General features: G+C 46.2%; 24 protein-coding genes. 20 read left to right on the top strand and 4 right to left on the bottom strand.

Going from position 1 to position 26,736, the window contains the following annotated elements; translation table 11 throughout:
- Positions 1-95: 95 nt before the first annotated feature.
- Complete coding sequence (gene mnmA / locus TCA2_RS19585) at positions 96-1,232, bottom strand: tRNA 2-thiouridine(34) synthase MnmA (RefSeq protein ID WP_047913303.1); 1,137 nt, start codon at positions 1,230-1,232, stop codon at positions 96-98.
- Between the two features lie 333 nt (positions 1,233-1,565).
- Between mnmA and cymR the strand changes: the two genes are divergently transcribed.
- The 15 genes from cymR to TCA2_RS19510 all read left to right on the top strand — a co-directional run bounded on the left by cymR (position 1,566) and on the right by TCA2_RS19510 (position 17,936).
- The gene (gene cymR / locus TCA2_RS19580) at positions 1,566-1,985 is read left to right on the top strand and encodes a cysteine metabolism transcriptional regulator CymR (RefSeq protein WP_047913302.1); all 420 of its coding nucleotides are present in this window, start codon (positions 1,566-1,568) and stop codon (positions 1,983-1,985) included.
- A 16-nt stretch (positions 1,986-2,001) separates the two neighbouring features.
- Entirely contained in the window at positions 2,002-3,150 is a 1,149-nt protein-coding gene (locus TCA2_RS19575; protein ID WP_047913301.1) for a cysteine desulfurase family protein, read from the top strand.
- 122 nt (positions 3,151-3,272) lie between these two features.
- The gene (locus tag TCA2_RS19570; protein ID WP_047913300.1) at positions 3,273-3,779 is read left to right on the top strand and encodes a PRC-barrel domain-containing protein; all 507 of its coding nucleotides are present in this window, start codon (positions 3,273-3,275) and stop codon (positions 3,777-3,779) included.
- Between the two features lie 91 nt (positions 3,780-3,870).
- Entirely contained in the window at positions 3,871-4,080 is a 210-nt protein-coding gene (locus tag TCA2_RS19565) for a hypothetical protein (protein ID WP_047913299.1), read from the top strand.
- A gap of 256 nt (positions 4,081-4,336) precedes the next feature.
- Complete coding sequence (locus TCA2_RS19560; RefSeq protein ID WP_047913298.1) at positions 4,337-5,407, top strand: AI-2E family transporter; 1,071 nt, start codon at positions 4,337-4,339, stop codon at positions 5,405-5,407.
- 629 nt (positions 5,408-6,036) lie between these two features.
- The gene (gene alaS / locus TCA2_RS19555) at positions 6,037-8,658 is read left to right on the top strand and encodes an alanine--tRNA ligase (RefSeq protein ID WP_047913297.1); all 2,622 of its coding nucleotides are present in this window, start codon (positions 6,037-6,039) and stop codon (positions 8,656-8,658) included.
- Positions 8,659-8,803: 145 nt separating this feature from the next.
- Positions 8,804-9,064 carry an IreB family regulatory phosphoprotein gene (locus TCA2_RS19550; RefSeq protein ID WP_047913296.1) on the top strand — a complete coding sequence of 87 codons (261 nt, stop codon included), beginning with the start codon at positions 8,804-8,806 and terminating at the stop codon, positions 9,062-9,064.
- 15 nt (positions 9,065-9,079) lie between these two features.
- Positions 9,080-9,496, top strand: coding sequence for a Holliday junction resolvase RuvX (gene ruvX, locus TCA2_RS19545; RefSeq protein ID WP_047913295.1), 417 nt, complete (start codon positions 9,080-9,082; stop codon positions 9,494-9,496).
- A gap of 15 nt (positions 9,497-9,511) precedes the next feature.
- On the top strand, positions 9,512-9,820 hold the full coding sequence (locus TCA2_RS19540; RefSeq protein WP_047913294.1) for a DUF1292 domain-containing protein: 309 nt from the start codon (positions 9,512-9,514) through the stop codon (positions 9,818-9,820).
- Complete coding sequence (locus TCA2_RS19535) at positions 9,821-10,135, top strand: DUF1292 domain-containing protein (RefSeq protein WP_047913293.1); 315 nt, start codon at positions 9,821-9,823, stop codon at positions 10,133-10,135. It abuts the gene before it with no gap.
- Between the two features lie 122 nt (positions 10,136-10,257).
- Complete coding sequence (mltG, locus tag TCA2_RS19530) at positions 10,258-11,310, top strand: endolytic transglycosylase MltG (protein ID WP_274520942.1); 1,053 nt, start codon at positions 10,258-10,260, stop codon at positions 11,308-11,310.
- A gap of 13 nt (positions 11,311-11,323) precedes the next feature.
- Entirely contained in the window at positions 11,324-12,253 is a 930-nt protein-coding gene (locus TCA2_RS19525; protein WP_047913292.1) for a peptidase U32 family protein, read from the top strand.
- 21 nt (positions 12,254-12,274) lie between these two features.
- A complete protein-coding gene (locus tag TCA2_RS19520; RefSeq protein WP_047913291.1) occupies positions 12,275-13,603 on the top strand; it encodes a U32 family peptidase in 1,329 nt (442 codons plus the stop codon).
- 186 nt (positions 13,604-13,789) lie between these two features.
- Positions 13,790-15,931 carry a methyl-accepting chemotaxis protein gene (locus TCA2_RS19515; RefSeq protein WP_047913290.1) on the top strand — a complete coding sequence of 714 codons (2,142 nt, stop codon included), beginning with the start codon at positions 13,790-13,792 and terminating at the stop codon, positions 15,929-15,931.
- 187 nt (positions 15,932-16,118) lie between these two features.
- The gene (locus TCA2_RS19510) at positions 16,119-17,936 is read left to right on the top strand and encodes a penicillin-binding protein 2 (protein WP_047913289.1); all 1,818 of its coding nucleotides are present in this window, start codon (positions 16,119-16,121) and stop codon (positions 17,934-17,936) included.
- A gap of 89 nt (positions 17,937-18,025) precedes the next feature.
- Here the strand turns inward: TCA2_RS19510 and ytvI are convergent, their stop codons facing one another.
- On the bottom strand, positions 18,026-19,153 hold the full coding sequence (gene ytvI, locus TCA2_RS19505; protein WP_047913288.1) for a sporulation integral membrane protein YtvI: 1,128 nt from the start codon (positions 19,151-19,153) through the stop codon (positions 18,026-18,028).
- Positions 19,154-19,339: 186 nt separating this feature from the next.
- Between ytvI and TCA2_RS19500 the strand changes: the two genes are divergently transcribed.
- Positions 19,340-20,779 (top strand): polysaccharide deacetylase family protein, encoded by a 1,440-nt coding sequence (locus TCA2_RS19500; protein WP_047913287.1) that lies wholly within the window; start codon positions 19,340-19,342, stop codon positions 20,777-20,779.
- Positions 20,780-20,860: 81 nt separating this feature from the next.
- On the opposite strand, the gene ilvD is transcribed toward TCA2_RS19500, so the two are convergent.
- Positions 20,861-22,549: a dihydroxy-acid dehydratase gene (gene ilvD / locus TCA2_RS19495; protein WP_047913286.1), complete on the bottom strand. Its 1,689-nt coding sequence runs from the start codon at positions 22,547-22,549 to the stop codon at positions 20,861-20,863.
- A 199-nt stretch (positions 22,550-22,748) separates the two neighbouring features.
- Entirely contained in the window at positions 22,749-23,003 is a 255-nt protein-coding gene (locus tag TCA2_RS19490; RefSeq protein ID WP_047913285.1) for a KGG domain-containing protein, read from the bottom strand.
- A 278-nt stretch (positions 23,004-23,281) separates the two neighbouring features.
- Here TCA2_RS19490 and TCA2_RS19485 point away from each other — a divergent pair, with 278 nt between their 5' ends.
- The 4 genes from TCA2_RS19485 (at position 23,282) to TCA2_RS19470 (ending at position 26,557) form a co-directional block, all read left to right on the top strand.
- The gene (locus TCA2_RS19485; RefSeq protein ID WP_047913284.1) at positions 23,282-24,250 is read left to right on the top strand and encodes a sugar kinase; all 969 of its coding nucleotides are present in this window, start codon (positions 23,282-23,284) and stop codon (positions 24,248-24,250) included.
- A gap of 54 nt (positions 24,251-24,304) precedes the next feature.
- The gene (locus TCA2_RS19480) at positions 24,305-24,973 is read left to right on the top strand and encodes a bifunctional 2-keto-4-hydroxyglutarate aldolase/2-keto-3-deoxy-6-phosphogluconate aldolase (RefSeq protein WP_047913283.1); all 669 of its coding nucleotides are present in this window, start codon (positions 24,305-24,307) and stop codon (positions 24,971-24,973) included.
- A 65-nt stretch (positions 24,974-25,038) separates the two neighbouring features.
- The gene (locus TCA2_RS19475; protein WP_238546456.1) at positions 25,039-25,824 is read left to right on the top strand and encodes an HAD family hydrolase; all 786 of its coding nucleotides are present in this window, start codon (positions 25,039-25,041) and stop codon (positions 25,822-25,824) included.
- On the top strand, positions 25,817-26,557 hold the full coding sequence (locus TCA2_RS19470) for an NAD-dependent protein deacylase (RefSeq protein WP_047913282.1): 741 nt from the start codon (positions 25,817-25,819) through the stop codon (positions 26,555-26,557). The genes TCA2_RS19475 and TCA2_RS19470 overlap by 8 nt, the downstream gene beginning before the upstream one ends.
- Positions 26,558-26,736: the final 179 nt, after the last annotated feature.

The raw sequence follows: 26,736 nt of genomic DNA, 5'->3' as shown, positions 1-26,736 counted from the left end.
TTTTAATAATTCCTATAAAAAAAGCAGGAAAAAAGCCATTCTTCATGAAATACATGAGGAATGGCTTTACTCATCTGCTTATCTGGGGATCACGCTTAGGCAGGTGAACCTGCAGCTGCAGCAACCTTCTCAACGATATCAATTGTACCGCCGCCGAGACATACATCACCGTCATAAAATACGACAGCTTGTCCTGGCGTAATTGCTTTTTGCTCTTGATCAAACTTGACATGTACCGTGCCGTCTTCACGCCAGGTCAGAGTCACGCCTTGATCAGGCTGGCGATATCTAAACTTGGCAGTACAGTGATAAGGAGCATTTGGTACGTGATCATTACCCGCGATCCAGTTTACTCCTGTAGCAATAAGTCCGGTAGAGTACATGCTCGGATGCTTGTCACCTTGGACAACATAGAGAATGTTTTTCTCTAAATCCTTATCTGCTACAAACCAAGGCTGTCCATTGCCGGAGCCGCCGATGCCAAGACCTTGACGCTGACCGAGCGTATAATACATGAGCCCATCGTGACGGCCCTTTATTTCTCCGCTCTCGATATCGACCATATCGCCGGATTTGGCAGGCAGATAGCCAGAGAGGAATTCTTTGAAATTGCGTTCACCGATGAAGCATACACCCGTGCTGTCTTTCTTCTTGGCCGTGTAGAGACCGGCTTCTTCCGCAATGCGGCGGACCTCAGGCTTCGGTAGATGACCGATCGGGAACATGGCTCTAGACAGCTGCTCCTGATTCAGTGCATTAAGGAAATAAGTTTGATCCTTGTTATTATCTACACCCCGAAGCAGCTTGTATGTTCCGTCCTCTTGAATCAGACGTGCATAATGTCCTGTAGCAACATAGTCGGCCCCAAGGTCGAGCGCCTTGTTCAGAAATTCGCCGAATTTGATCTCACGGTTACACATGACATCCGGATTAGGAGTCCGTCCGGACTTATATTCATCTAGGAAATATGAAAATACTTTATCAAAGTATTCCTTCTCGAAGTTGACTGTATAGTAAGGAATGTCCAGCTGTTCACAGACGCGGCGGACATCTTCCGCATCATCTTCTGCCGTACAATGACCGAATTCATCGGTGTCGTCCCAGTTTTTCATGAAAATACCGATGACGTCGTAACCCTGCTGTTTGAGCAGCAGTGCTGTGACGGAGGAATCAACGCCTCCCGACATGCCGACGATGACGCGGGTGTTTTGATTATCGTTAGACATCGTCATCACCATCTCTATCTAAAATTGTAATACGCGTTTTATTTTAACACACTATACCCTAACTTACGACGTAAATCGAACAATTACGATATAGAGCAACTGAATCGTCAGAAGCTTCATCTAATTCTTAATATTATCGTCACTGTTTTTTCCCCATAAACGTCCTGTTTATGTTACCATTGTTTAATGGTTATGATCGGAATACTGTGAAATATGGCAATGCTGATCATAAGCCCGAATTTAATTACGATATAAAACTTCTAAATGAGGCGAACGAGCTCATAATTACAAAATAGGACTGGTTCCTTAGAATATTACTAAACAATGAGGTGTACACACTTGAAGATATCTACTAAAGGCCGTTACGGATTAACAATTATGATGGAACTGTCCGGGCGATTTGGCGAGGGCCCGACTTCACTTAAGAGCATTGCAGAGAAGAATCAGCTGTCAGAGCATTATCTGGAGCAGCTCATCGCACCTCTTCGCAATGCAGGTCTTGTTAAGAGTATCCGCGGAGCATATGGCGGATATATTTTGGCACGCGAGCCCATTACGATCACAGCAGGAGATGTTATTCGGGTGCTGGAAGGACCAATTTCTCCGGTTGATTTTACAGAAGAAGATGATCCGGCCAAACGTGACTTGTGGATGCGCATCCGCAACAGTATTGCAGAGGTGCTGGATTCTACAACACTTCAAGATCTGATCTCCTATAAAGAGGATACCGAATCAGACAGCTACATGTTCTATATTTAAGCGGGGTGAAACTCAAATGAATATCTACTTGGATCATGCCGCATCCACTCCTGTGCATCCTGAAGTTGCAGAAGCAATGCTTAAGGTGATGACTGGTCAATTCGGTAACGCATCAAGCGTGCATGCCTTCGGGCGTGCCGCGAAGCGTACCGTTAGCAGTGCCCGGGATAAGATTGCGGCTTTTTTGGGCTCTTTTCCGGATGAGCTTATATTTACGTCAGGGGGGACAGAGAGTGACAACCTGGCTATTTTTGGTGCCTTGTCCGCCCATGAAAATAATGGAAAGCATATCATTACCACTTCCATTGAGCATCACGCAGTGCTTCATTCTTTTGAACAGCTGGAACAAGAGGGCTATGAGGTTACTTATCTTCCGGTTGATTCCTATGGACTTGTCAGCACGGATGATGTGATATCGGCCATAAGACCAGATACGATTCTGATCAGCGTGATGTATGCCAACAACGAAGTTGGGACCATTCAGCCGATCGAAGAGATTGGAAGCATCGCACGGGAGCATGGTGTGTTATTTCATGTCGATGCAGTACAGGCTCTCGGCTCTGTTCCTATAAATCTGCATGCGTTGCCTGTGGATATGATGAGCTTCTCTGCCCACAAAATTAACGGACCTCAAGGTGTCGGTGCGCTGTATTTGCGCCGTGAGGTGAAGCTGAATCCGATCGCGTTCGGGGGACTTCAGGAGCGTAAACGCCGTGCGGGTACAGAGAATATGGCAGGGATTGTTGGTTTTGCCACAGCAGTGGAGCTGGCAGCTTCTCATATGGAAGATAGAACCGCACACGATCTTGAACTGCGAAGCGTGTTTCTTGAAGAGCTCAGCAAGGAAGTCGGCGAAGGAGAATTCGTGTTGAATGGTCATCCTGAACAGGTTCTTCCTCACATCGTTAACGTAAGCTTCCCTTCTGTCAAAACGGAGACGATGCTCATGAATCTTGATGTAGAAGGTATAGCTTGTGCAAGCGGCTCAGCATGTACCTCAGGCTCGCTCTCGCGGTCTCATGTACTTGAGGCGATGCAATTACCTGAAGAAATTATGGATTCTGCGATTCGATTCAGTTTTGGGCTGGGTAATACTAAAAAAGATTTGGTATATACCGCTCAAAAAGTTGGAACCATTATTAAGCGGCTGCGTAGTAGAGCTTAAGGGTTTCTATATATACGGACAAAGGAGGGAATTTGCGTCCTGTTGTCATCGGCCGAATATAGCGGCACCTCGTGCTGCTCATATTCTAATTCAAGGAGATGAAGGGATACCCCCAAGCAGACATGAAACTTCAAGAGATGATAGGTCTAGCCGTTTATGATATAACGGTCGGCAGACAAATCGGCAAGATTGTTGATTTTTTGCTTACAGAGGACTGGAAGATTTGTGGAATCGAGTTAGACGGTAGAGCCCTTTTTTCGGGCAAGGTCAAAACGATTGAATGGGGAGACATCGTCGCTTATGGCGAGGATGCAGTAATGATTCGTAATCAACAGGCGATCCGGCATACGGAAGCTGACGACATACAATATAGCTACGCCAAAGGTCATCATAAATTAAGAGATATGCCGGTGCTTACAAGGGAAGGCTTGATGCTCGGGCATGTGACCGATGTTTATTTTGACCAGGAATTGGGAAATCATATAATAAGTCTCGAAATTAGTGACGGGTTCGTCACTGACTTGATGGAAGGCCGGAAATGGCTGCCTCTTGTAGAAGAGATAACGCTTGGCGAGCATGCCATTATCGTTCCTACTGCAAGTGAGCAGCATCTGTATAGAATGAATTAAGAGAGCGGATATGTAACCAAGTATATGATCTTAAGTTCAAGCTATGACAGTATTAAGTGTTTAATATTCTGCTAACGGATAGGTGAAGTTAATGAAATGTCCAAATTGTAGTTCCAAAGATATAGGAAAGATTGGTTCACACCAATTTTATTGCTGGGGATGCTTTATTGAGCTGACAGTGAACGGAGATAAGATGTCAGTGTATCAAGTAGAAGAGGATGGAACGCTGAGCTCGCTTGATGATCTATTCTTTGGTGATGAGATGGCACAGGATTATCCTGGCATACAAATATCACAATAGCTTATTACCAACAACTTCCTCTATGCACGGTCTAACACGCGCTAGTCATGACTTCTAGAAGAAGGATACATAGCTGTCGGTTCATGTGAAGGGGATAAATTTAGAAAAAATGAAACGCTAAACGTATTTCAGCCAGTGGAAATACTGTTAGCGTTTTTTTGTTGTGCCTTTTAAGTCTCTTGGACGAGTACAGGATTAAATTGTGAGGGTCCTACATATACTTACATGGATAAGCCCGTCCGAGGAGGAGACAGATGTGGAGCACTTAAAAAACAGCAAGCTGTTTCGATACGGATTGCTCATATTACTTGCCCTTATCATTTTATATTTTATTTGGCTGCTTCGGCCAATGCTCCTTGATATATACGATTTTTTCAAAGCTATACTCGCGCCGTTCATTGTTGCCTTAATCGTATCCTATGTGCTAAACCCTGTCGTTAGTATGCTCGGAGGCCGTAAAGTGCCTAGAAGCATAGCGGTGCTGCTCATATACGCTGTTTTTATCACCTGTTTTGTCGTGATTCTGATGAATGTCATTCCGATGTTTGTTGAACAGCTTGAGCAACTGAATGAACACTTGCCTGAGCTCAATATGCATGCCCAAAGTTTAATGAATAATATGAACAATGGTTTCATGCCTCCGGGGATACGATCCGGTATTAATGGTTGGCTGTATCAAATGGAGAATCGTTTGGCCACAGGGATCTCGGCTTTTATGGATAACATCGGCTCGACGATCAATACGATTTTCAATATATTTATCGTTCCATTTCTGATTTTTTACATGCTCAAGGACTTTAATGTCATGGAAAAAGCAGTCGTCTCCTATCTTCCGCGTTCGCAGCGAAAATCCATTGTCATGCTCTTAAAAGATATAGATACGGCGCTCGGTAATTATATAAGAGGTCAGTTTATCGTATGCATCGTTGTCGGTATATTTGCTTACATTGGATATATGATCATTGGCATGCCGTATGCCTTGCTTCTGGCGAGCGTTGTATGTGTGTTTAATATTGTCCCATACCTGGGTCCTTTTCTAGGTGCTGCTCCGGCTGTAGTCATGGCATCTACAATTTCCTTTAAAATGGTGCTGTTTGTCGTCATCGTGAACACCCTGTGTCAAATTCTAGAGAGCAATGTGGTGTCCCCACAAGTGGTTGGCAGAACGCTTCATCTGCATCCGCTGACGATTATATTTGCGCTGCTTGTCGGGGGAGAACTGGCAGGAGTGATCGGTCTAGTCCTAGCTGTGCCTGTATTTGCCGCGCTTAAGGTGATCTTCCAGCATTTCTTTATATACTATATCAAGCGGAAGACAATTGAATAAAAGTGCAGCTCTTCCTTTCCCCAAAGGCCGCGTTGACATGAACTTTCTGGAACGATATAATAAATTATGTATGTTTATATCGTAAATTCAATGATGAAATCAAGTACGTCAGGGTGTTCCCTCAGAGAATGGACTCCTTCAGCTCCTGTTAACGATGAGCTGTTGGGTGTAAGAGTCCTGGAATGAAGCGGCGGAAAGCTAATTTCGGAGAGCGGTTAAAGCCGCCGGTTGACCTACCGTTATCAGGTTCTACAAGGCGATCGTTTGTATTCTCATTCGTATGATGAGCAGCAGCGATAACCAGGGTGGTACCGCGAATAACTCGTCCCTGATCTCATCAGGGGCGTTTTTTTGTTCTCTGCGGATACTTCTCCCGTACCGGGAGTAACCTTTTTTCAATTTATTTTTTAGCCTTCTTCCTTTTCAGTGGGACACGTCCAAAGCGGAGTGGGCAGAATTGTTCATAGAAGCGAAGCGCTCGTATTTGTTTCTGAATTTTTACCACTGGTAATTATTCTGATCAAATTCAGAAACAACGACGATCGGAGAACAATCTGACCATGGAGCGGAGTATCTCAAGAGGCGCGAAGGCTAATCGATATACATTTAAAAACTGGAGGTTATGAACTATGAAGGCTAGTGAAATCCGTTCCAAATGGATCGAGTTTTTTGCATCCAAAGGACATAAAATCGAACCAAGCGCATCGCTTGTACCGCATAACGACCCATCTCTACTATGGATTAACGCAGGGATGGCGCCTCTTAAGCAGTACTTTGACGGACGTGTGAAACCCGAGAACCCGCGTCTTGCCAATTCTCAGAAATGTATCCGTACCAACGATATCGAGAATGTCGGCAAAACGCGCAGACACCATACCTTTTTCGAAATGCTCGGCAACTTCTCCATCGGCGATTATTTCAAGGAAGAGGCTGTTACTTGGGCATGGGAGTTCTTGACTGACAAGAAATGGATCGGCTTTGATCCCGAACGCCTGTCCGTGACCGTTTACCCGGAGGATGAAGAGGCTTATAAGCTGTGGAATGAAAAAATCGGCCTGCCGGCTGAACGTATTATCAAGCTCGAAGATAACTTCTGGGACATCGGGGAAGGTCCATGCGGTCCTTGTACTGAAATTTTCTATGATCGCGGCGAAGCTTACGGCAATGACGAGAATGATCCAGAACTGTACCCAGGCGGAGAGAACGAGCGTTACCTGGAAGTATGGAACCTGGTATTCTCCCAGTTCAACCATAACAAAGACGGCAGCTATACACCGCTTCCGAACAAAAATATTGATACAGGTGCAGGTCTGGAGCGTTTGACTTCGATTTTGCAGGATGTAGATTCGAACTTTGACACAGATCTGTTCCAGCCAATGATTCAGCGGACAGCAGAAATTGCCGGAGTGAAATACAATGACAGCGTAGAGATTGATGTCGCGCTTAAAGTCATTGCTGACCATATCCGTACCGTTGCGTTTGCCGTTGGTGATGGGGTGCTGCCTTCGAATGAAGGTCGTGGTTACGTTATCCGCCGTTTGCTGCGCCGTGCAGTGCGTTACGGCAAAGTTCTTGGTCTGGATCGTCCTTTTATGTATGAATTGACACAGCAAGTAGCAGACGTTATGGGTGTATACTATCCAGAGGTCATCGACAAGCAAGAATTCATCGCTAAAGTGGTGAAGACAGAGGAAGAGCGTTTCCATGAAACACTGAGTGATGGTCTTGCCATTCTGGCAGATATCAGTGGACAGGCTAAATCAGAAGGACGCTCTGTTATCAGCGGACAAGATGCGTTCAAACTGTACGACACCTATGGCTTCCCATTTGACCTCACAGAGGATTATGCAGCAGAGCATGGCCTGACTGTAGACCGTGAAGGCTTTGATACAGCAATGCAAGAGCAGCGGGATCGTGCTCGTTCTGCACGTCATGAGAATGAGAGTATGAAGGTTCAAGGCGGCGCGATTGCCGATCTGACGGTTAAAAGTGAATTTGTTGGATATAATGACCTCGTGACAGAATCAACGGTGGTTGCTCTTATTCACAATGATGTGAGTGTAGATGCAGTAGGAGAAGGCGATACGTGCCAAGTCGTACTTGACATCACCCCATTCTATGCGGAAAGCGGCGGCCAGGTCAGTGACAAGGGTCTTCTTCGCGGAGCAGCTGCTGTGGCTAAAGTAGAGGGCTTGCTGAAAGCACCGCTTGGACAGCATGTTCATATCGTAAACGTTGAAGCTGGTGAGCTTCGCGTAGGGGATAAGATCAAAGCCGAAGTCGATAAGACGAGCAGGGATGCGATTGTGAAGAACCATACCGCAACTCACCTGCTTCACAAGGCACTAAAAGAAGTGCTTGGTGAGCATGTTAATCAAGCAGGTTCTTTGGTCGAACCTTCACGACTGCGCTTTGACTTCTCCCATTTCGGAAGCATTACGCCGGAAGAGCTGCTCGACATTGAACGTAAAGTAAATGAGCAGATCTGGAATCAACTAGATGTCGTAATTGAATATAAATCTATTGATGAAGCAAAAGCTATGGGTGCAATGGCATTGTTTGGCGAGAAATACGGAGACATCGTGCGTGTCGTTCAAGTGGGCAGCTACAGTCTCGAGCTGTGCGGGGGCTGTCATGTCAATAACACTTCTGAGATTGGTCTCTTCAAATTGGTAAGCGAAAGCGGCATTGGCTCTGGTGTGAGACGGATTGAAGCACTTACAGGACGCGGCGCATATGAATACCTGGAAGGACAGCTGGATCTGCTGAAACAATCCGCTGCATTGCTCAAATCCAATCTTAACGATGTTCCTAAGCGTATTGACTCGCTTCATCTGCAACTGAAGGAGCTGACACGTGAGAATGAATCTCTTCAAGGCAAGCTCAGCTCGATTGAAGCAGGTCAGCTTACGGATAAAGTAGTTCAGCATGGGGATACCAAGCTGCTTGCAACCCGAGTGGAAGTATCCGGAATGGAAGCACTTCGTACACTGGCAGATGAGCTCAAGGTGAAATTGCCGGACACTGTGCTTGTGCTCGGAGCGGCAAACGAGGATAAAGTGAATTTTGTCGTTGTCGTACCGCAGGAGCATGTGAAAAAAGGCCTGCATGCGGGTAAAATTGTTAAAGAAGTAGCAAGTGTATGCGGCGGAGGCGGAGGCGGTCGCCCTGATATGGCCCAAGCCGGCGGCAAGGATGCTTCGAAACTGGATGAAGCGCTCCGCGTAGCGGAACAGCTCGTAGCAGGATAACGATCGGGGCTTCCCGCAAAAAGTTAAAACACTCACTTTCTTTGATATATTTGCAAAGCGCCAAAATATGTTATGATATAGAAGAAATCAATTCGGCATGGCAAGAGTTTACTCTCTTGCCTTATGCAGGAGCGAGGTGTCATAAGTGGACTCCATGGATAAGACAGTTAAATTCAACGTCAAGGGTGATGTGGAAGAAGCCTCTGCACAAGAGATTCTTCTAAAGGTATATGATTCATTACTGGAGAAAGAATATAATCCGATTAACCAAATCGTAGGTTATTTGATCTCCGGGGATCCTGCCTACATTCCTCGTCACAACAATGCCAGAAGTCTAGTCCGCAAAAAAGAACGCGACGAACTGATTGAAGAACTGGTACGTTCTTATCTGGCCAATCACCGGTAAGAATAGGAGAAATGAATGAAGATTTTGGGTTTGGATTATGGCGACCGCAGAATTGGTGTCGCGATCAGTGACGCCTTTGGCTGGACTGCCCAGGGATTGGAAGTAATAGAACGGCGCCGGGATGGGGATGAATTTGGACGAATTCATGAGCTCGTTCGAGAGAATGAAGTCAGTGAGATCGTCGTTGGTTTACCCAAGAACATGAACGGCACCGTAGGTCCTCGCGGCGAGCTTTGCATGGAATTTGCACAGAAGCTGCGGGAGATGTTGGACTTGCCCGTTCACCTGTGGGATGAGAGGCTGAGCACCGTTTCGGCAGAACGAACGCTCGTTGAAGCTGACGTCAGCCGGAAGAAGCGCAAGAAGGTTGTGGACAAAATGGCCGCAAGCTTAATATTGCAAAATTATTTAGATGCCAAAAGTACAAGGTGAGGGGGACGTTAAGCTATGACGGATAATCGTTTGGGTATGGACGAGGATCGCGAGATTATTTATATTACCGATGAGGAAGGCAACGATGAGGAATTTGAAGTCATCATGACCTTTGACGTCGATGGTTCAGATGCGAAATACATGATGGTTGTCCCTGTAGAAGCGGAAGAGGACGAAGATGAGTCCGAGGTATATGCATTCCGTTATGAAGAAGATGGGGATGATATTAAACTGTTCACGATTCAGGATGAAGCGGAATGGGCCATCGTTGAAGAAACTTTCAATACCCTTGTTGCGGCAGAAGAAGACGAGGAGAATGTATAGATGACCGAATATCCTTTTTCAAGAGCGAATCTTGTCGTTACAACTCGCTTAAGAGAAACATTTGGATCTGAGGTTGAACTGGAAGATGAGAGCGGTAAGTCGGTTCCCTATGAGCTTCTCGCTGAGTTCGAAGTGTTAGGTCAAGGATACGTTGTACTGCAAGCTCTGAAGAGCAAGTTCGATGATTATGAGCTGCTTCGGGTCATGTACAATGAGAATGGAATTCCTGAGCTGATCACGATTGAAGATGATGAAGAGTGGGAGAACATTGCCGAGCTCTATGATGAATGGTCATTACCAGATGACGAAGGCTAGAATGAGGCACCTCTACCGAGGTGCCTGATTTGTATGTTATCATAGTATATAGAATTAGGATTGAATTATGGGAAGGGCGGAGCAGTCCGCTCTTTTTAGTTATGAAGGGGTGGAATCTTTTTTTGAAAGCAAAATACTTCAGACGGTTCATCGTGCTAATCCTGCTTATTGTTGTGTTAGCCGGAGGAGGACTGTATGTATGGCAATCCATGAAGCCTGTGGCTCCAAAGGACGAGCCTGTTGTCTTCACGATTGAACCCGGGACAGGTACTTCAGGCATCGCCGATCTTCTCGAAGATAAGGGACTGATTCGAAACGCTCTATTATTCAAAGCATACTTGAAGCTGAATGACCAAGGTGCGAACTTTCAAGCAGGCACTTATGCCTTTCAGCCCGGAATGAATTATGATGAAATGATTACGGCTCTTAATAGTGGAGATGTACAAAAGGAAGAAATGCTGCGTTTTACTATTCCAGAGGGCTATACCCTAAAGCAGATCGCGCAGAAGCTGGAGGATGAAGGAGTTACAGACGGTAAGATCTTTATGCAGCTTGTCCAAGACAAGGAGCTGTTTAATGACATTCCTCTGGTGGCATCTATACCGGACAATGAGAATTACCGCTATGCACTTGAGGGATATTTATTCCCTGAAACCTATGAAATGAAGAAAGATAGTACGGCGGAAGATATTATTCGTCGTATGCTGACGGAAATGCAGGATAGACTGAATGGTATTCCCGAACTGGATGCGGAGCTCAAGGAACTTAATCTGAATCTTCATCAGGTGCTTACCGCTGCTTCGCTCATAGAACGTGAAGTAGTTGTCGATAATGAAAGACCGTTAGTTGCGGGTGTCATCTATAATCGGCTTGAGCAGGACATGAGACTTGAAATGGATGCTACCGTTCAATATCTGCTGGATAAGCAGAAGGAGCGTCTCTTGTACAAGGACCTTGAAGTGGAAAGTCCATATAACACATATCGGAATGAAGGGCTGCCGCCCGGCCCGATTGCAAGCCCAAGCTTGAGTGCGATTGAAGCGGCGCTAACACCGAAGCCATCTGATTATTTATTTTACGTTACCAAGAAGGATGGAAGCTCAGAGCATTTGTTTGCTGAAACTTATGAAGAGCATTTAGACAATATTGAGAAAAGTAATGAAAGTGCGGAATAACGGAGGGATGGCTTTGACACGGCCTTATGAACTGCTTGTCACAGCGAGTGATTTACAGGAAGCAGAGCGCCTGCTGAAGGCAGGGGCGGATGCTGTTGTTATTGGGGAAGAACGGTTTGGAATGCGCCTTGCGGGAAATTTCATGCTGGATCAGATTGCAGAAGCGGTACGGATGGCGAAGGTATATGAGGCCAAAATTTATGTATCCATGAACAACATTATGAGTAATGATGTGCTGTCTGAAATTCCGGAGTATGTACGAGCGCTGGCGGAAGCCGGTGTGGAGGGAATTGAATTTAATGATCCATCCGTGTTAAGTGCTGTTCGGGAATTTGCACCACAGCTTAAGCTGCACTGGAATGCAGAGATGACCTCTACCAACTATAGAACCGCAAACTATTGGGGACGTAAAGGTGCTAGTCGGGTTGTACTCGCGAGAGAACTGAATATGGATGAAATTACCGAAATGATAGATCTTCTTGAGGTTGAAGCTCAGGTTCAAGTTCACGGGATGACGAACATATATCATTCTAAGCGTCAATTGGTAGCAAGCTACATGCAGCAGCAAGGTCGTCCGGTTGAGGGAGATCTCGGCTTATCAAGAGGCTTGTTCCTCATTGAAGCAGAGCGCCGGGAGGAGAAATTCCCAATTTACGAGGATCGCAATGGCACGCATATTATGAGCTCAGAGGATATCTGCATTATGGAGGACCTTCATCTGTTGATGGCGGCGGGTGTTCATTCCTTCAAGATTGAAGGGATTCTGAAGAGTGTGGCATATAATGAGGCGGTTGTCCGTGCTTACCGTACAGCGATAGATGCTTATACTGCTGATCCATCTGAGTATGCCTATAAGGAAGAATGGCTGGATGAAGTGCGTCAGCTGCAAGACCCAGAGCGTGAGCTTTCTTTTGGATTTTTCTACAAAGAACAAGTTTATTGATTCGAGGTGCGAATAGGTAGAATGGAAACATTATCAAAACGGAAGTATTCAGGTAAGCGTAACCGGTTGGCTAAGCCTGAGCTTCTAGCTCCTGCAGGAAATTTGGAGAAATTGAAGTTTGCTATTCATTATGGTGCAGATGCGGTGTATATTGGCGGTCAAAAATACGGCCTTCGTTCAAACGCAGATAATTTCAGCTTTGAAGAAATGCGTGAAGGTGTAGAGTTTGCGAAGAAATATGGTGCCAAAGTCTTTGTAGCGACGAACATATATGCACATAACGAAGATGTGGATGGGATTGAAGCTTACCTGAAGAATCTGTACGAGGCAGGCATTGCGGCTATTATCGCTGCAGACCCGGCCATTATAGAGATCGCACAGCGTGTTACACCAGGTATGGAAGTGCATCTGAGTACACAGCAATCGACAGTAAACTGGCAGGCGGTCAAGTTCTGGAAAGAGGAAGGACTGCCGCGTGTCGTTCTGGGACGTGAAGCAAGCTTCGAGGAAATTCAGGAGATCAAGAGCCATGTGGATATCGAGATTGAGGCGTTTATTCATGGCGCGATGTGCTCGTCCTATTCCGGCCGCTGTGTGCTGTCCAATCATTTCACAGACCGCGACTCGAACCGCGGTGGCTGCTGCCAGTCCTGCCGCTGGAAATACGATCTGTTTGAAGATGTACGCGAGGAGGGGGTTTGGGTATCTGAAGAGGATATGCAGAGCTCCCGTGTGCTTCAAAATTTTGAGCTGGGCGTCAATCAGATTCCGCTGTACAATTCAGAGGATCAGGCCTTTACAATGGGCTCCAAGGATTTGTGCATGCTAGAGTATATTCCAGACTTAATTGATGTAGGAATTGACTCGTTCAAGATTGAAGGACGAATGAAATCCATTCATTATGTAGCGACGGTCGTTAATGTATATCGACAAGCGATTGATTCTTATATGGAAGATCCGGATAACTATGTGCTGAAGCCAGAGTGGCTCGAGGAAATACAGAAGGCAGCCAATCGTCCGCTGAACACTGGATTTTTCTACGATACACCAGATCATGAGGATCATATTTATGAGCCGGAAGAAAAGGCAGTTCCGTATGATTTTGCCGGACTTGTCATGGACTATGACCCACAGACACAGTTGGCAACGATTGAGCAGCGGAATTACTTTAAGCCAGGCACGGAGATCGAATTTTTTGGTCCGAACGGAACCTTCTTCAAGCAGAAGGTAACCGAAATCTATGATGAAGCAGGAAATCAGCTGGAGGCAGCCCGCCATCCGCTGCAATACATTAAGATGAAAGTGGACCAGCCTGTAGCTTATTTTGACATGATGCGCAAAAGGAAGTAAATAAGACTCAGGACCAAAGCCCTCGTATATCGGCAGACGAGGGCTTTTTTTTAATAGTAATCTAGGAAAAAAGTTATAGTTTATTTCTCAAAAAAGCAAAGGTTTTGGAAGAAACTTGTCGAAATAATAGATAATACTAGGAAGTTTACATAGCTATGATAATTCTTTACGGTGGGTGAACAAAAGATGAAGTGGAATCCAGTGAAAAAAAGAAAGCGTAAACATGAGGAGGAGATCCAAAAAAAGGATAAAAAGAAACTTGAACTGGCTTCAATCCTATCTTGGAAGCAAGTATTAAAATTTAATCCATTGCGTTCAGTAGGTGTACGATTATTTCTCATTTTTATGGTTGCCATCCTGCTTGTCGTATTTGGACTAGGCACCCTGTCTTATCAAACGGCCAAATCGACCATCAAAGAAACGGCCTCAGTTGCCAACCAGGAAGCCATACATCAAGTGGGTCAAAAGCTTGATCTGATTATGGAGCGTTATGTAGATTTATCGACACAGATCTTTTTCGATACCCATATTCAAAGTAATCTAGAGACATTGCTCAGCACGGGCATATCCGATTTTGACAGATTTGAGGCAACGTCCCTGTTAAGCGAGTCGCTTACAAATATGCAGTTTACAAATGCAACAGTAGCTTCAATGACCATTATTCATAAGAATGAAGAGGTTCCTGTAATCAGCACTGGAGCAGCTTCAACCATGAGTGGTGTTCGTGAAGAGGAATGGTTTAACACCCTACTCGAAGCAGGAGGAGTCATGTGGCTGCCAACTACAGCTGCAGAATCTGGACAGGAACATACATATCGAATGGCCAGAGCTCTTAAAAATGTAAATGCCAGTATCGGTACTTATATCATCATTATCGAAATTAAGGCAAGTGCCATTGAAGACGAACTAAAGACTGTAAATCTGGGCGAGAACGGAGTTACTCAAGCGATTTCTGAGAATGGCATTGTGGTTGCTTCTACCCTTCCTGACCGGGCAGGCCAAGAAACCGAGCTCTCCTTCTATTCCGAAATTACGGAGGAAGCAGGCGCCACAGATGCAAGAAATACCATCAATGGTCAGAATGAAGAGGTTCTGGCAGTCTATAACACACTTGATGTATCCGGATGGAAGATTATTGGGATGATTCCGGTGGTTGAGCTGGTTAAGGATGCACAGTCGATTCTCGTTACAACGATTATCGTTGCGATTGTTTCCTTGCTGCTCGCTATTTTACTAGGAATATGGATGGTACGCATGATTGCGAAGCCGCTGGTGAATTTGAAGGATCTGATGTTCGAAGGAGCGAAGGGCAATCTGACGGTGCGTACGACACATAAGAGCAGAGATGAGATAGGGATGCTCTCCGAGAGCTTCAATCTGATGATGGAACAGATTACGAAGCTCGTGAATCAGACGAATCAGACGGCAGAGGATGTGCTGCTGACGGCATCTGAGCTTAGCTCTGCATCACAGAAGACGGCTGCAGCAGCAGCTGAAGTAGCGATCGCAACCGAGCAAATTGCAGGTGGGGCTACGAACCTGGCATCCGAGGCAGAGAGAGGCAGTGAGATGACGGAGCTGATCTCAACACAGATGCAGAAGGTGGTTGGAACCAACGAGGAGCTTGACCAATCCGCTAGACTGGTTGAAGGGGCGAGCCAGGAAGGTACGAAGTATCTTGGTGAGCTGCTAGGCAAAACGGAACAAAGCGAGCAGATGATTCGAGCGTTGGTTACAAAAGTCGATACACTCAAATCAAGCACTTCATCCATTCTGGGCATTCTGGATGTTCTCCATAATATTGCAAGACAGACGAACATACTCTCGCTCAACGCAACAATTGAGGCCGCAAGAGCAGGTGCCGCAGGCAGAGGCTTCATGGTAGTAGCAGGAGAGGTGCGGCAATTGGCAGATCAATCGAAGCAATCGATCGACATGGTTGCCGAGATGACGGATCGGATTATGAACGAAATGAACGAGACGGTAGCTGCATTGTCGGAGGCATACCCGCTCTTCCAGGAACAGATTCAAGCAGTGAAGGAAACAGGCGAGATCTTCCAAACCGTAGAAGAACAGATGGGGATGTTCGTGAACAAGCTGACCGAAACGTCCGCTTCCATCGATGCGCTGAGTCAATCCCAGGTTACACTGTCTGAAACGATGATGAGTGTAAGCTCTGTAGCGGAGCAGTCCTCTGCTACATCGCAGGAGGTTGCATCCCTCAGCAGTGAACAGCAAAGTGTCGGCAACCAGCTCGTCGAGCTATCGAACAAGATGGAACGCGTATCCGAGGAGCTAAAAGATACATTATCAGCATTCCGTATATAATCTTTATCATTTGAAAGCGGAATGATTTTATTTTTCCTCCGTCCAACAGGACGGAGGTTTTTCGATATCTGAGGAGATGAACTTAATAAAAAAGATAGGTTTTGAGCAGATCGGAAAGGGAGATAATAGCATGTAAATGAGGTTTTTGTACAAATCTTAACTAAGGAATTAAAGGCAGGCGGCAGCTATGAATTTGCTTCGAAAACAAAGAATATTTTACGCCTTATTCCTGATGCTGATCGTATTTGCAGCTATAATTATACGTCTTGCGTATATTCAGTTCATTCAGGTGAATCACCACTTAGACCATTCTGAACGAACGATGCTGCAAATGTCCGTGCTTCAGCGTGAGCAGGGGATTGTGCTGGATTCAGGCAGAGGTCAATTTATTGATCGGAATCACAAGCCGATTACGGGGCAGCTGATATGGATTCCGGTCTTATTTCCGTTAGAAGATAAGCTAAATACAGAACAGGAACAACAGCATCGAAAATTGGCTCATATATTGAATATAGACTCAAGTGAGTTGTGGGAGAAATGGAGATCGCTTCATTCTCCTGAGTACTGGCAATCGTCCACAGGAGAACCGATGGTGTTAAGCGAGGCACAAATTGAGGCAATTCGTCAGCTGCAGCTGGAGGATGTTCAGGCTCTGCCCTATATGGATCGTTATTCCGCCTTGAAGGAGAATGGAATGCAGTGGCTTGGCTATCTATCCGAAATTCCTGATGCTGAGAAGCCGGTTGTAAAGCTTGAAGTCAAGGATCCTTTTAATGTAAAGACAGGTGCAGCCGGTTTAGAGAGAAGTCTTGAACCTTTGCTCAAGGGGCTTGGTCCAACGATTGTCTCCAATATGGTAGATAGTCACAAGAAGCCGGTAGAAGGCATGGGTCCACGTCTTATTGCACCGCATAATCCCAAATATCCGCTCCATATTCAAACGACGATAGATTTGTCCCTCCAGCAGAAGCTGGAGCAGCTGACCACTGAGGCCAAGGTGAATGAAGGAGCAGTCGTTGTACTGGATGCGGATCATGCCGAGGTAAGGGCAATGGTATCGCGTCCTTTTTATAATCCAACAGATATTCACCTTGATGACGGCAGTTCGGTCAATCAGGCTACCATGGCGGCGGTTCCCGGTTCTATATTCAAGCTGGTCACAGCAGCCGCAGCTTTGGAGCAAGGGGCTGTCAGCTCAACAGAAACATTTCATTGCTCAGGTCATTATGGTAAGTATGGTCTGGCCTGCTGGAAAAAAGAAGGGCATGGTACGATTACATTTGAAGAAGCTTTTGCCGGGTCCTGCAACGTTGCGTTTGCAGAGGTGGCTTCAAGGCTTACCTCGAGCCAGCTTCTGCAAGCAGCCCATGCTCTGGGGCTTGGACAGCAAGTAGGCTATCATCGGGAGCATTACCTGGGCCTGCAGGATTTTAGAATGTTTGATCACGAGGACGAAGGAGAAGTTTTTCACACGGCAGATATGTTGAAGCAGAACGATGAAGGAATCCGGATCCAGACGGCCATTGGTCAAAGAGATGTGAAGATTACCCCGCTGCAGGCGGCTAATATGATCGTTACTGTACTCCATGGAGGTCAGATGCTCTCTCCCAAGCTTGTATCGGAGATTCATTATGCGGATGGCAAGCTCCTTGCTGAGATTAAAGACCAGTCCTTGATCCCATCTGAGAAGCTCGCAGCTTCTTCCATTCAGATTCACAGCTCGACCGCTAAACAGCTGCGATCCTATATGGAGCAGGTTGTCGAGGAAGGGACAGGCATCCGTTTGCAGCAGGCCATTTGGCCATTAGCCGGCAAATCCGGGACGGCTCAGGTGCTGCACAATGGCGTGGAGAAGAATAATCAGTGGTTTATCGGATATGGACCCGTAAATCATCCCAAGTACGCGGTAGCCGTTCTGGTGAAAAATGAGTCGGTTCATTCTCAACATAAAGCCACAGCGCTTTTTCAGCAGGTTATGGATGTTCTCGCAGGTACTTCGGATTAGAAGCGGAGCGAATTATAAATTCCACGTACGAAAAAAGGATAGACAAGGCATGCTATTGCGTGCCTGCTATCCTTTTTTTGAATTCAATATCAATTTCTGTTGTTCTGATCATCCACGGCAAAAGGAGAAGATTGGAATTCGTCCTCAGGCAATCGGATCCAGCGCTGCAAATACCCCTGCTGCCACAATTCTTTAATCAGAATGAGCAGGATTGGGGAGAGGATGACGCCAGAAATGCCGAAGATCGAGAGCGAGATCAGCATAAAGGACAGCATCAGATAGGCAGACGTTACCCCGATGGAGTTGCCTGATATTTTTGGCTCAGCCAGTTGTCTTACGAGCATAGTCACACCCATAACTACTAATAAGCCAACTGCAGTACCGACGTCACCCACGATGAACAAATAAATGCTCCACGGAATAAATATAACAGGTACCCCGAGCAGCGGCAGCAGATCCAGTACCGCTGCGATGAGTGCAAGTGTAAGGGCGTTTCCGGTTCCAAGAATAATAAGACCGATCAATACAAGCACAAAAGTAATGGAGATGAGTATAAGCTGTGCTTTAAGATAAGCTCCAATTGCCTTGAATACATGATTCTTCAAGAACAGATAGGCTTGCTTAAGCGTATTGGGTGCTTTTCTTTTGGTGATCATCCGCCACATATCAAACTCGACGCTCAGGAAGAAAGCCAGTATAATCGCCACTGCAAAATTTCCGATAAACGAGGAGAAGGAGCTCAGCATACCGACTATGTACCCAAGGAAGCCTGCGCCCCAGGAGGAGAGGGCTGCCGTTACTTTTTCAAAATTCTGATTAATTTGGTCAGTCACGGTTGCCGGCAATGCATTCCACTGGGTCTGAAACATTTCGAGCAGCTGAGTGAATTGGGTCTGGATCAGTGCCATATATGCCGGGATATTATCCTGGAATTGAGTAATGGACGATACGATGATTACGCCTAGTCCGAAGAAGATGCCTAGGAGAACAGCAACGAACAGAAGTACCGAAATGGCTGACGCCAAGGCTTTCTTTAAGCCTCTTTTATGTAGAAACTTAGCCAAAGGCTCAATAATGACAAATACAAGAAAAGATAAAAATACGGGTGCGGCAATCTGGTACAGCTGGCTTGATACAAACATGATCAGAAATACGGTTAGCGCAATTAATCCGACATCGAGTGCGGTTCGCCAATATTTTTTGTAAAGAGGAAGCATATTATAACAACGACTCCTTTTAAAAAGTGTGTAATTCTCCTATCTAGGAAGTATACGTTAATTTTAAAATCAAGGGTTCATTTTATTCACAATATGATAAAATAATAGTTAGTGTTGTTTTTAAGATTTTGTAATGTACGTCTTACAACCACACGTTACGAGTCTAAAAAAGTGAGGAATACCGTTATGCAGAACTTGCTGCTGTTGCTCTTTTACATTACATCTTTTTATGCATTTATACCTAGTTTAATTAGCCGTTTATTCGGATTTCGAGTATTCAGACGCGGAAGGAATCTCAAGGATTTTGCATTAACTTTCGATGATGGGCCGGATCCTGACTACACGCCGCAGCTGCTTGATCTGTTAAAGAAACATAAAGCCAAGGCCACCTTTTTCGTTGTGGGTGAACATGCGGAGCGCAACCCCGAGCTGGTAAGAAGAATGCACGCTGAAGGTCATCTGATTGGGATCCACAATTATATACATCAGACCAATTGGCTGATGACGCCCAAAGTTGTTCGTCAGCAGATAGAAAGAACCGGCTCCATCATTTATAAGATTACTGGATCTCATGCACTATATTACCGTCCACCGTGGGGAATTACCAATTTATTTGATTTCTCCAAGAAGCATCACCATCGCATAGTATTATGGTCGGGCATGTTCGGTGATTGGAGAGAACGAGTTGGAGCAGATCGACTGACAGAGCGGATGCTGAAGAAGCTGCGGGGCGGTGAGGTCATGGTGCTTCATGATTGTGGAACGACACCAGGAGCAGATCGGCATGCACCGGCTCAAATGCTCATTGCACTGGATCGGGTTCTGTCAGAGGCAAGGCACCGAGATATTCAAAGTATACGGATCGATGATATGATATCCCAGCATTATGCAGCTAAGCAGCCAATACCGGGAAGGGAGGCAGTTATGAAGATTCAGTCAATTTTTAAACGTTTAGTGGTTCGGGCATGGCTCGGTTGGGAGCAGATATTCCATATGATTACCAAGCTGAAGACGATAACGCCTCAAGATCCATTCTTGCATTATCGAGTGCGCCCTTATCAAGGTAAAGCCATTGAGCTGCCAGATGGTCACTCCCTGCAAAAAGGAGACGACATCATAGAACTTCATTTTGATAATAAAAAGCTGTATCAGCTAGGAACTTCTTCAAAAACTTCTGTTCATCTCGCTATCCGTATGATTCGGACGATGGAGAAGCAGCTGCCGGATCTCGTCAAGATTGCAGCCCTCGATCCGGAAGTGGCTAATGCGAAGGCATTATACGGGGTCAGCATGATCAATCGTGGACCCGAGCAGTTTGGATTCTCGGTGCTGGATCTCCCGCGCGGTTTGTTTGCGGCCTCAACGTCAGTGTATTTAAAAATACTGCTGAGTGTAATACATCCGGAAGGTCAAGGCAGATTAAGAGAAGGCAGCCAGCAGATGACTCCGAAAATGATCATAATGCCGATGGATATTTTATTTGACCGTTTCGGTGACGGATTGAAGCCTAAAAAAGAATCCGTATATGACCAACGAAGCTTGGCTAAGACTGGCTATTCAGAAGAAGAAGATATTTCATTAGCAGGTGGTAGTGCGGATTTAACGCGTACTCCGCCTGTGGCATAATAGGTTATTCATTTATCGGGAAAAGAATAAGGGATCCAATGCCATTCACGCATTGGATCCCTTTTATTTAGAAGTGCAGTATTATATTTTCAGGACACCGCCGTTGCTGGCGTTGGTAACGAGCTTGGAGTAACGAGCCAAATAACCTGTTTTCACTTTTGGTTCAAACTCGGTCCATTCTTCGGCACGACGACGCTCCATCTCTTCCTCACTGACAAGCAGCTCGATCTTACGGTTATTGAGATCAAGCTCAATGAGGTCTCCATCGTGTACAAAGGCGATCGGTCCGCCTTCAGCGGCCTCCGGAGAAATATGTCCGATACTGATTCCTCTGGATGCACCGGAGAAACGTCCGTCCGTGATCAAGCCGACTTTGGCACCAAGACCCATACCGACGATTTGGGAAGTTGGAGCAAGCATTTCTGGCATACCTGGTCCGCCCTTTGGTCCTTCGTATCGGATAACGACAACATGGCCTTCTTTTACTTTGCCGTTGGCAATGCCTTCAAGAGCTTCTTCTTGAGAGTTGAAGCAAATGGCAGGGCCTTTGTGATAACCGCCGACAGATGGATCTACGGCACCAACCTTGATAATGGACCCTTCTGGAGCCAAATTACCGAAGAGAACGGCCAGTCCACCGCGTTCGGAATGCGGATTATCCAGTCTGTGGATAACATTCTCGTCCAGGATTGGGGAATTCTCTACGTTCTCACGTAACGTTTTACCAGTAACCGTAATGTTCTCTGCATGAAGTGCGCCCGGTTTCTTGAGCAGCTCGTTTAGTACGGCACTTACACCGCCTGCGTTCTGCACATCCTCAATATGATAGTCAGAAGCAGGAGCGAGCTTGGACAAATGCGGTACGCGGTTCGCGACTTCATTGATCCGCTCGATTGGGTATTCAATGCCGGCTTCATGAGCAAGAGCCAATGTGTGAAGCACAGTATTGGTGGAACCGCCCATCGCCATATCCAGAGCAAAGGCATTGTCAATTGCTTCTGGTGTTACGATATCACGCGGCTTCAGATCGAGCTTGATCAGTTCCATCAGCTGAGTGGCTGATTTGCGAACAAAATCACGACGCTCAGGCGCAACGGCCAGAATAGTACCATTCCCTGGCAGCGCAAGTCCTAGTGCTTCAGCAAGACAGTTCATGGAGTTCGCTGTGAACATACCGGAGCAGGACCCGCAAGTCGGACAGCCGAATTGTTCTAGCTCGAGCAGACTCTGATCATCGATCTTGCCGGCTTGATAAGCACCGACACCTTCGAATACAGAAGTAAGTGACAATGCGCGTCCGTTCTTGTCCCGGCCCGCTTTCATCGGTCCGCCGCTGACGAAGATGGTCGGAATGTTTACACGAAGAGCACCCATCAGCATTCCTGGCGTAATCTTATCACAGTTCGGAATGCAGACCATTCCGTCAAACCAGTGAGCGGATACGACCGTTTCAACGGAGTCGGCAATGATGTCACGGCTTGGCAGTGAATAACGCATACCGATATGTCCCATTGCGATCCCGTCATCAACACCGATCGTGTTGAATTCAAATGGAACGCCGCCAGCTTCAATAATAGCTTCTTTTACAATTTTTCCGAATTCCTGAAGATGAACATGACCTGGTACAATATCGATGTATGAATTACATACGGCGATAAATGGCTTGCCGAAATCCTCTTCTTTTACCCCGGCTGCACGAAGCAAGCTTCGATGCGGCGCTCTGTCAAAACCTTTTTTAATCATGTCTGAACGCATTTTTTTTGGTGCCATGGTGTCTGTTTCCCCCCAAGAATCAATATGGATTAGCATTTGAACTGCACATGTGAAAGCAGTATGCACGAAATGATGAACGGTCACTGTTTCTGTGCTGCTTTAAAGAGCTAATAGTAAGAATCTAATTTAAATGAGTCTATCACAGATCACGTCATATTTCTACAAATTTAAGGTGATTTCTGGGGGGACTTTAATCCTAACGAAGGCCTCCCTTACGGCCGATTTCTCGATAGAAGCTCCGATCATGAGAGCTGGCAGTGGCTTTTCCGCCTTTGCTGCCGATTTCTTGATAAAAGTCAGAGCTGTGATTTTCTGATGTGGTCTCGCCGCCTTTACGTCCGATTTTTTGATAGAAGGATCGATCATACTTTTTGGATGTTGCCTCTCCTCCGAGGCGCCCAGCTTCTGCACGGGTCATCTTGGGGCGATTTCCTTTCAGCGTTTGTGCCATGGATGAATCACTCCTCTTTCTTAAAATGGTGTTAAGGATATGCTTGTACTTACCACGAGTAAAAATAGATGAAACGGATAAAACTTGAAAATTTTGGATAGTCAACGGAAAAGTAAACCATGACGATGAACAGCTTGTTATATTCTGTGGAAAAACATATGAATTGTTGATTGACAACGGTTCCATGGATGATAACAATGGAATAAGTAAACGAATTTGAAAGTATGCGCACCTAAATGGAAATGAAGAAGGGTACAAGAGAGAGGGAGGGAATTGGTATGGGAAATCAAACGGAATATTCTTCGCCTGAAGTCATAACGTTCGGTGAAAGTATGGGTTTGTTTACGGCACAGGATACACGCGGACTGGAGTATGCGAGCACTTTGTCCAAATCCTTTGGCGGGGCTGAGAGCAATGTTGCGATTGGTCTGGCGAGACTGGGTCACCGTGCAGGCTGGTTTGGAAGGCTGGGTAACGATGCACTGGGCCAGATGATATATAAGGCTATTCGCGGCGAAGGTGTAGATGTCTCCCGTGCTCAGCTGAGCGAAGGTGAAGCTACAGGACTCATGATCAGAGAAAATGTGCCGGGCAAATCTTCTGTACATTATTATCGTAAATTTTCTGCTGCAAGCCAGATGACGCCTTCTGACCTTGATATTGACTACATTTCAAGAGCGAAAATTTTGCATGTTACAGGTATTACTGCAGCGATCAGTGAATCCAGCAGGGAGACGGTCCTTGAAGCTGTTCGGATCGCCAAGCAGGCAGGTGTGCTTGTTAGCTTTGACCCTAACCTGAGGCTGAAGCTGTGGACACTTCAAGAGGCAAGACCGGTCTTGCTGTCCCTTGCACAAGAGGCCGATTATTTTCTTCCGGGGCTGGACGAACTGAAGATGCTCTATGAGGAAGAGAATACGGATAAAATATTAGATCGATTAAAACAGCTTGATGCCGTCTCCATTGTTAAGGGTGGCCCGGAGCTGACCTACGTACTGCAGCGGGGATCTGTAGAGGAGGTTCCCTTTGTCAAAGCGGATCAAGTTATAGATACCGTTGGCGCAGGCGATGGTTTTGGGGCAGGGTTTTTATCAGGTGTTTTGCAAGGCTTGAATCCTGTAGAGGCCGCAGGTATTGGCAGTCTGACAGGAAGCCTGATGGTTCAAGCTGTAGGAGATTGGGAAGCGCTTCCGACAGCGGCTGAAGTTAAGGCCAAGCTGAGCAATGCCCACCATATTGAACGCTAACTAATTATATTAGGTTAATCCATTCATTAATCATGCGAAGGGGAATCGAGAACAATGAAAAAATTAGAGCTGCTACATAAGATGTTTGAGCAAGGTGTCGTCGCGGTACTGCGCGCGGATTCAGCCGATCAGGTTGTTCAGATGGCAGAGCAGGCAATTGCAGGGGGCATCAAAGTCATTGAGATCACACTGACCGTACCTGGAGCTCTGCAGGCCATTGAGCGTTTGAGCCAGAAATATTCCTGGAATGCAGCAAATGAAGAGGAGTTTGCCATCATTGGGGCTGGGACGGTGCTGGAGCCGCAATCTGCTCGCGCTGCGATTATGGCAGGATCCGAGTTCATCGTAGGCCCAGCCTTGAATCCGGAGACCGTCAAATTGTGTAATCTGTACCGTGTCCCTATCCTGCCGGGAGTGATGACGATTGCCGAGGTTCAGTCGGCCTTGGAACTTGGTGTAGATGTCGTTAAGCTATTCCCAGGGAATGTATACGATCCCTCGATTATCAAAACGATGAAGGGCCCGCTTCCGCAAGCGAATTTTATGCCAACCGGGGGAGTGTCATTAAGCAATCTGGGAGACTGGATCAAGGGAGGAGCGGTCGCCGTTGGAATCGGTTCAGATCTGACAGCAGAGGCCGTCAAGACCGGCGATATGACTCATGTCCGTCGCAAAGCTGAGCAGTATATGGACGTATACCGAAAGGCCGTTCAAGAGAAATAGTAGAAAAAACCTTATGAATTCTGACCGAGCACTCGGTCAGAATTTTTAAGTCACTTAAAGAGGAAGTGATTCAAATCGCTCTATTAAAGGTCGGACAGAAGGAAGCAGATATTTCGGGAATTTTATTCGATAAAGATGGAACGCTTCTGGACATAGAGGCATTGTGGACTCCTTGGGGAGATTATGTGCTGGATGCACTGGAAGCTCAGTTGGCTGGAATGGGTAAGAGCTTTACTGGACAGCGGGAGCAGGTGCTGGGGACCAGGTATGATGCGCAAGGAAAGGTTGCAGGTTATGATGCCGAAGGACCGTTTGCAATTGCGACGGTAAGCGAGTCTACCGCAGTGCTTGCCTGGCAGCTGTATGCAGCCGGTATGCCTTGGAATGATGCAGTAACCTGTATTCGTGAGATTAGCGCGAGAGCCAACGATTCGATAAACAAGGAACATGCAATTCCACTGGACGGACTGATTCCGTTTCTGGACCGTTGCAAGACACAGGGGCTCTTGCTGGGTGTAGTGACTGCAGATTTAACTTCAAATGCTGCATTGCATCTTGAATGGCTGGATGTTCTCGACTATTTTGATGTTATAATTGGATCTGACCGGGTAACGAGCAGCAAGCCTGATCCTGAAAGTGTGCATGCGGCTTGTGCAGCACTTGGACTTTCTCCTGAGCAGCTGGCTGTCATCGGTGACAGTAACGGAGATATGCAAATGGGAAGAAGTGCAGGTACTCAGCTGAATATCGGCATTGTCCCATCAGGAAATACATCCTATTTGAAGCATGCCGATACCGTGATTACCCATTATGATCAAATTCTGCTGAAGGGAGGGCAAGATAATGGCTGATGCGTTTGAACCATTGATAACGTGGATTCGTGAGAGTAACAAAATCGTGTTTTTTGGCGGAGCAGGCACATCCACTGAGAGTGGAATTCCAGATTTTCGATCTGCTGCCGGGATTTATCAGACAGAACAGCATTCTCCCTACTCACCTGAGGAGCTGTTAAGTATTGATTTTTTTATGCTGCATCCGGACATTTTCTATGATTTTTATCGTTCCAAAATGCTTCACCCTCGTGCCAAGCCTAACGGTGCGCACCGTTTGCTTGCCCGTCTGGAGAAGGAAGGGAAGCTGTCGGCTGTCATTACGCAGAATATTGATGGTCTGCATCAGGCGGCAGGGTGCGGGAAGGTACATGAGCTTCACGGATCGGTTCATCGCAACTACTGTATGGACTGTGCCCATTTCTATGATCTTGATGCCATATTTGCATCCGAATCATTAGTTCCTAAGTGTAATAAATGCAATGGTATTATTAAGCCCGATGTCGTGCTGTACGGAGAGTCGCTTGATCAGACGACACTTTACCATGCTGTAGATGCGCTGTCTGAAGCCGATCTGATGATTATCGGAGGAACCTCGTTAACCGTTCAGCCTGCTGCACAGCTCGTGACCTATTTTCAAGGCAGACATACCGTATTGCTAAATGCTACACCCACGCCTTATGACAGCAGGGCCGATCTGCTGATTACCGAACCCATTGGCCGTGTACTGGACCAAGTAAACACAAAATTATAACAATTTGTCATGAGCCTGCCTTTCTTGATTAGCGAAAGGGGGTTCTTTTGCTGTCGGGGAAATAAGAATGATATACACTATCTGTAAACGTTTTCTTGTCAAGCTGTAGTTTTGGGTCTATCATGAATAAATGAAATGGAAGATACATTTTAATCGATTTATTACAGGAGGAAGATGAG

The organism is Paenibacillus sp. TCA20, from assembly GCF_000732325.1.
GTDB classification, from domain to species: Bacteria; Bacillota; Bacilli; order Paenibacillales; family Paenibacillaceae; genus Paenibacillus; species Paenibacillus urinalis.
This window is presented reverse-complemented; position numbering and strand designations above follow the sequence as displayed.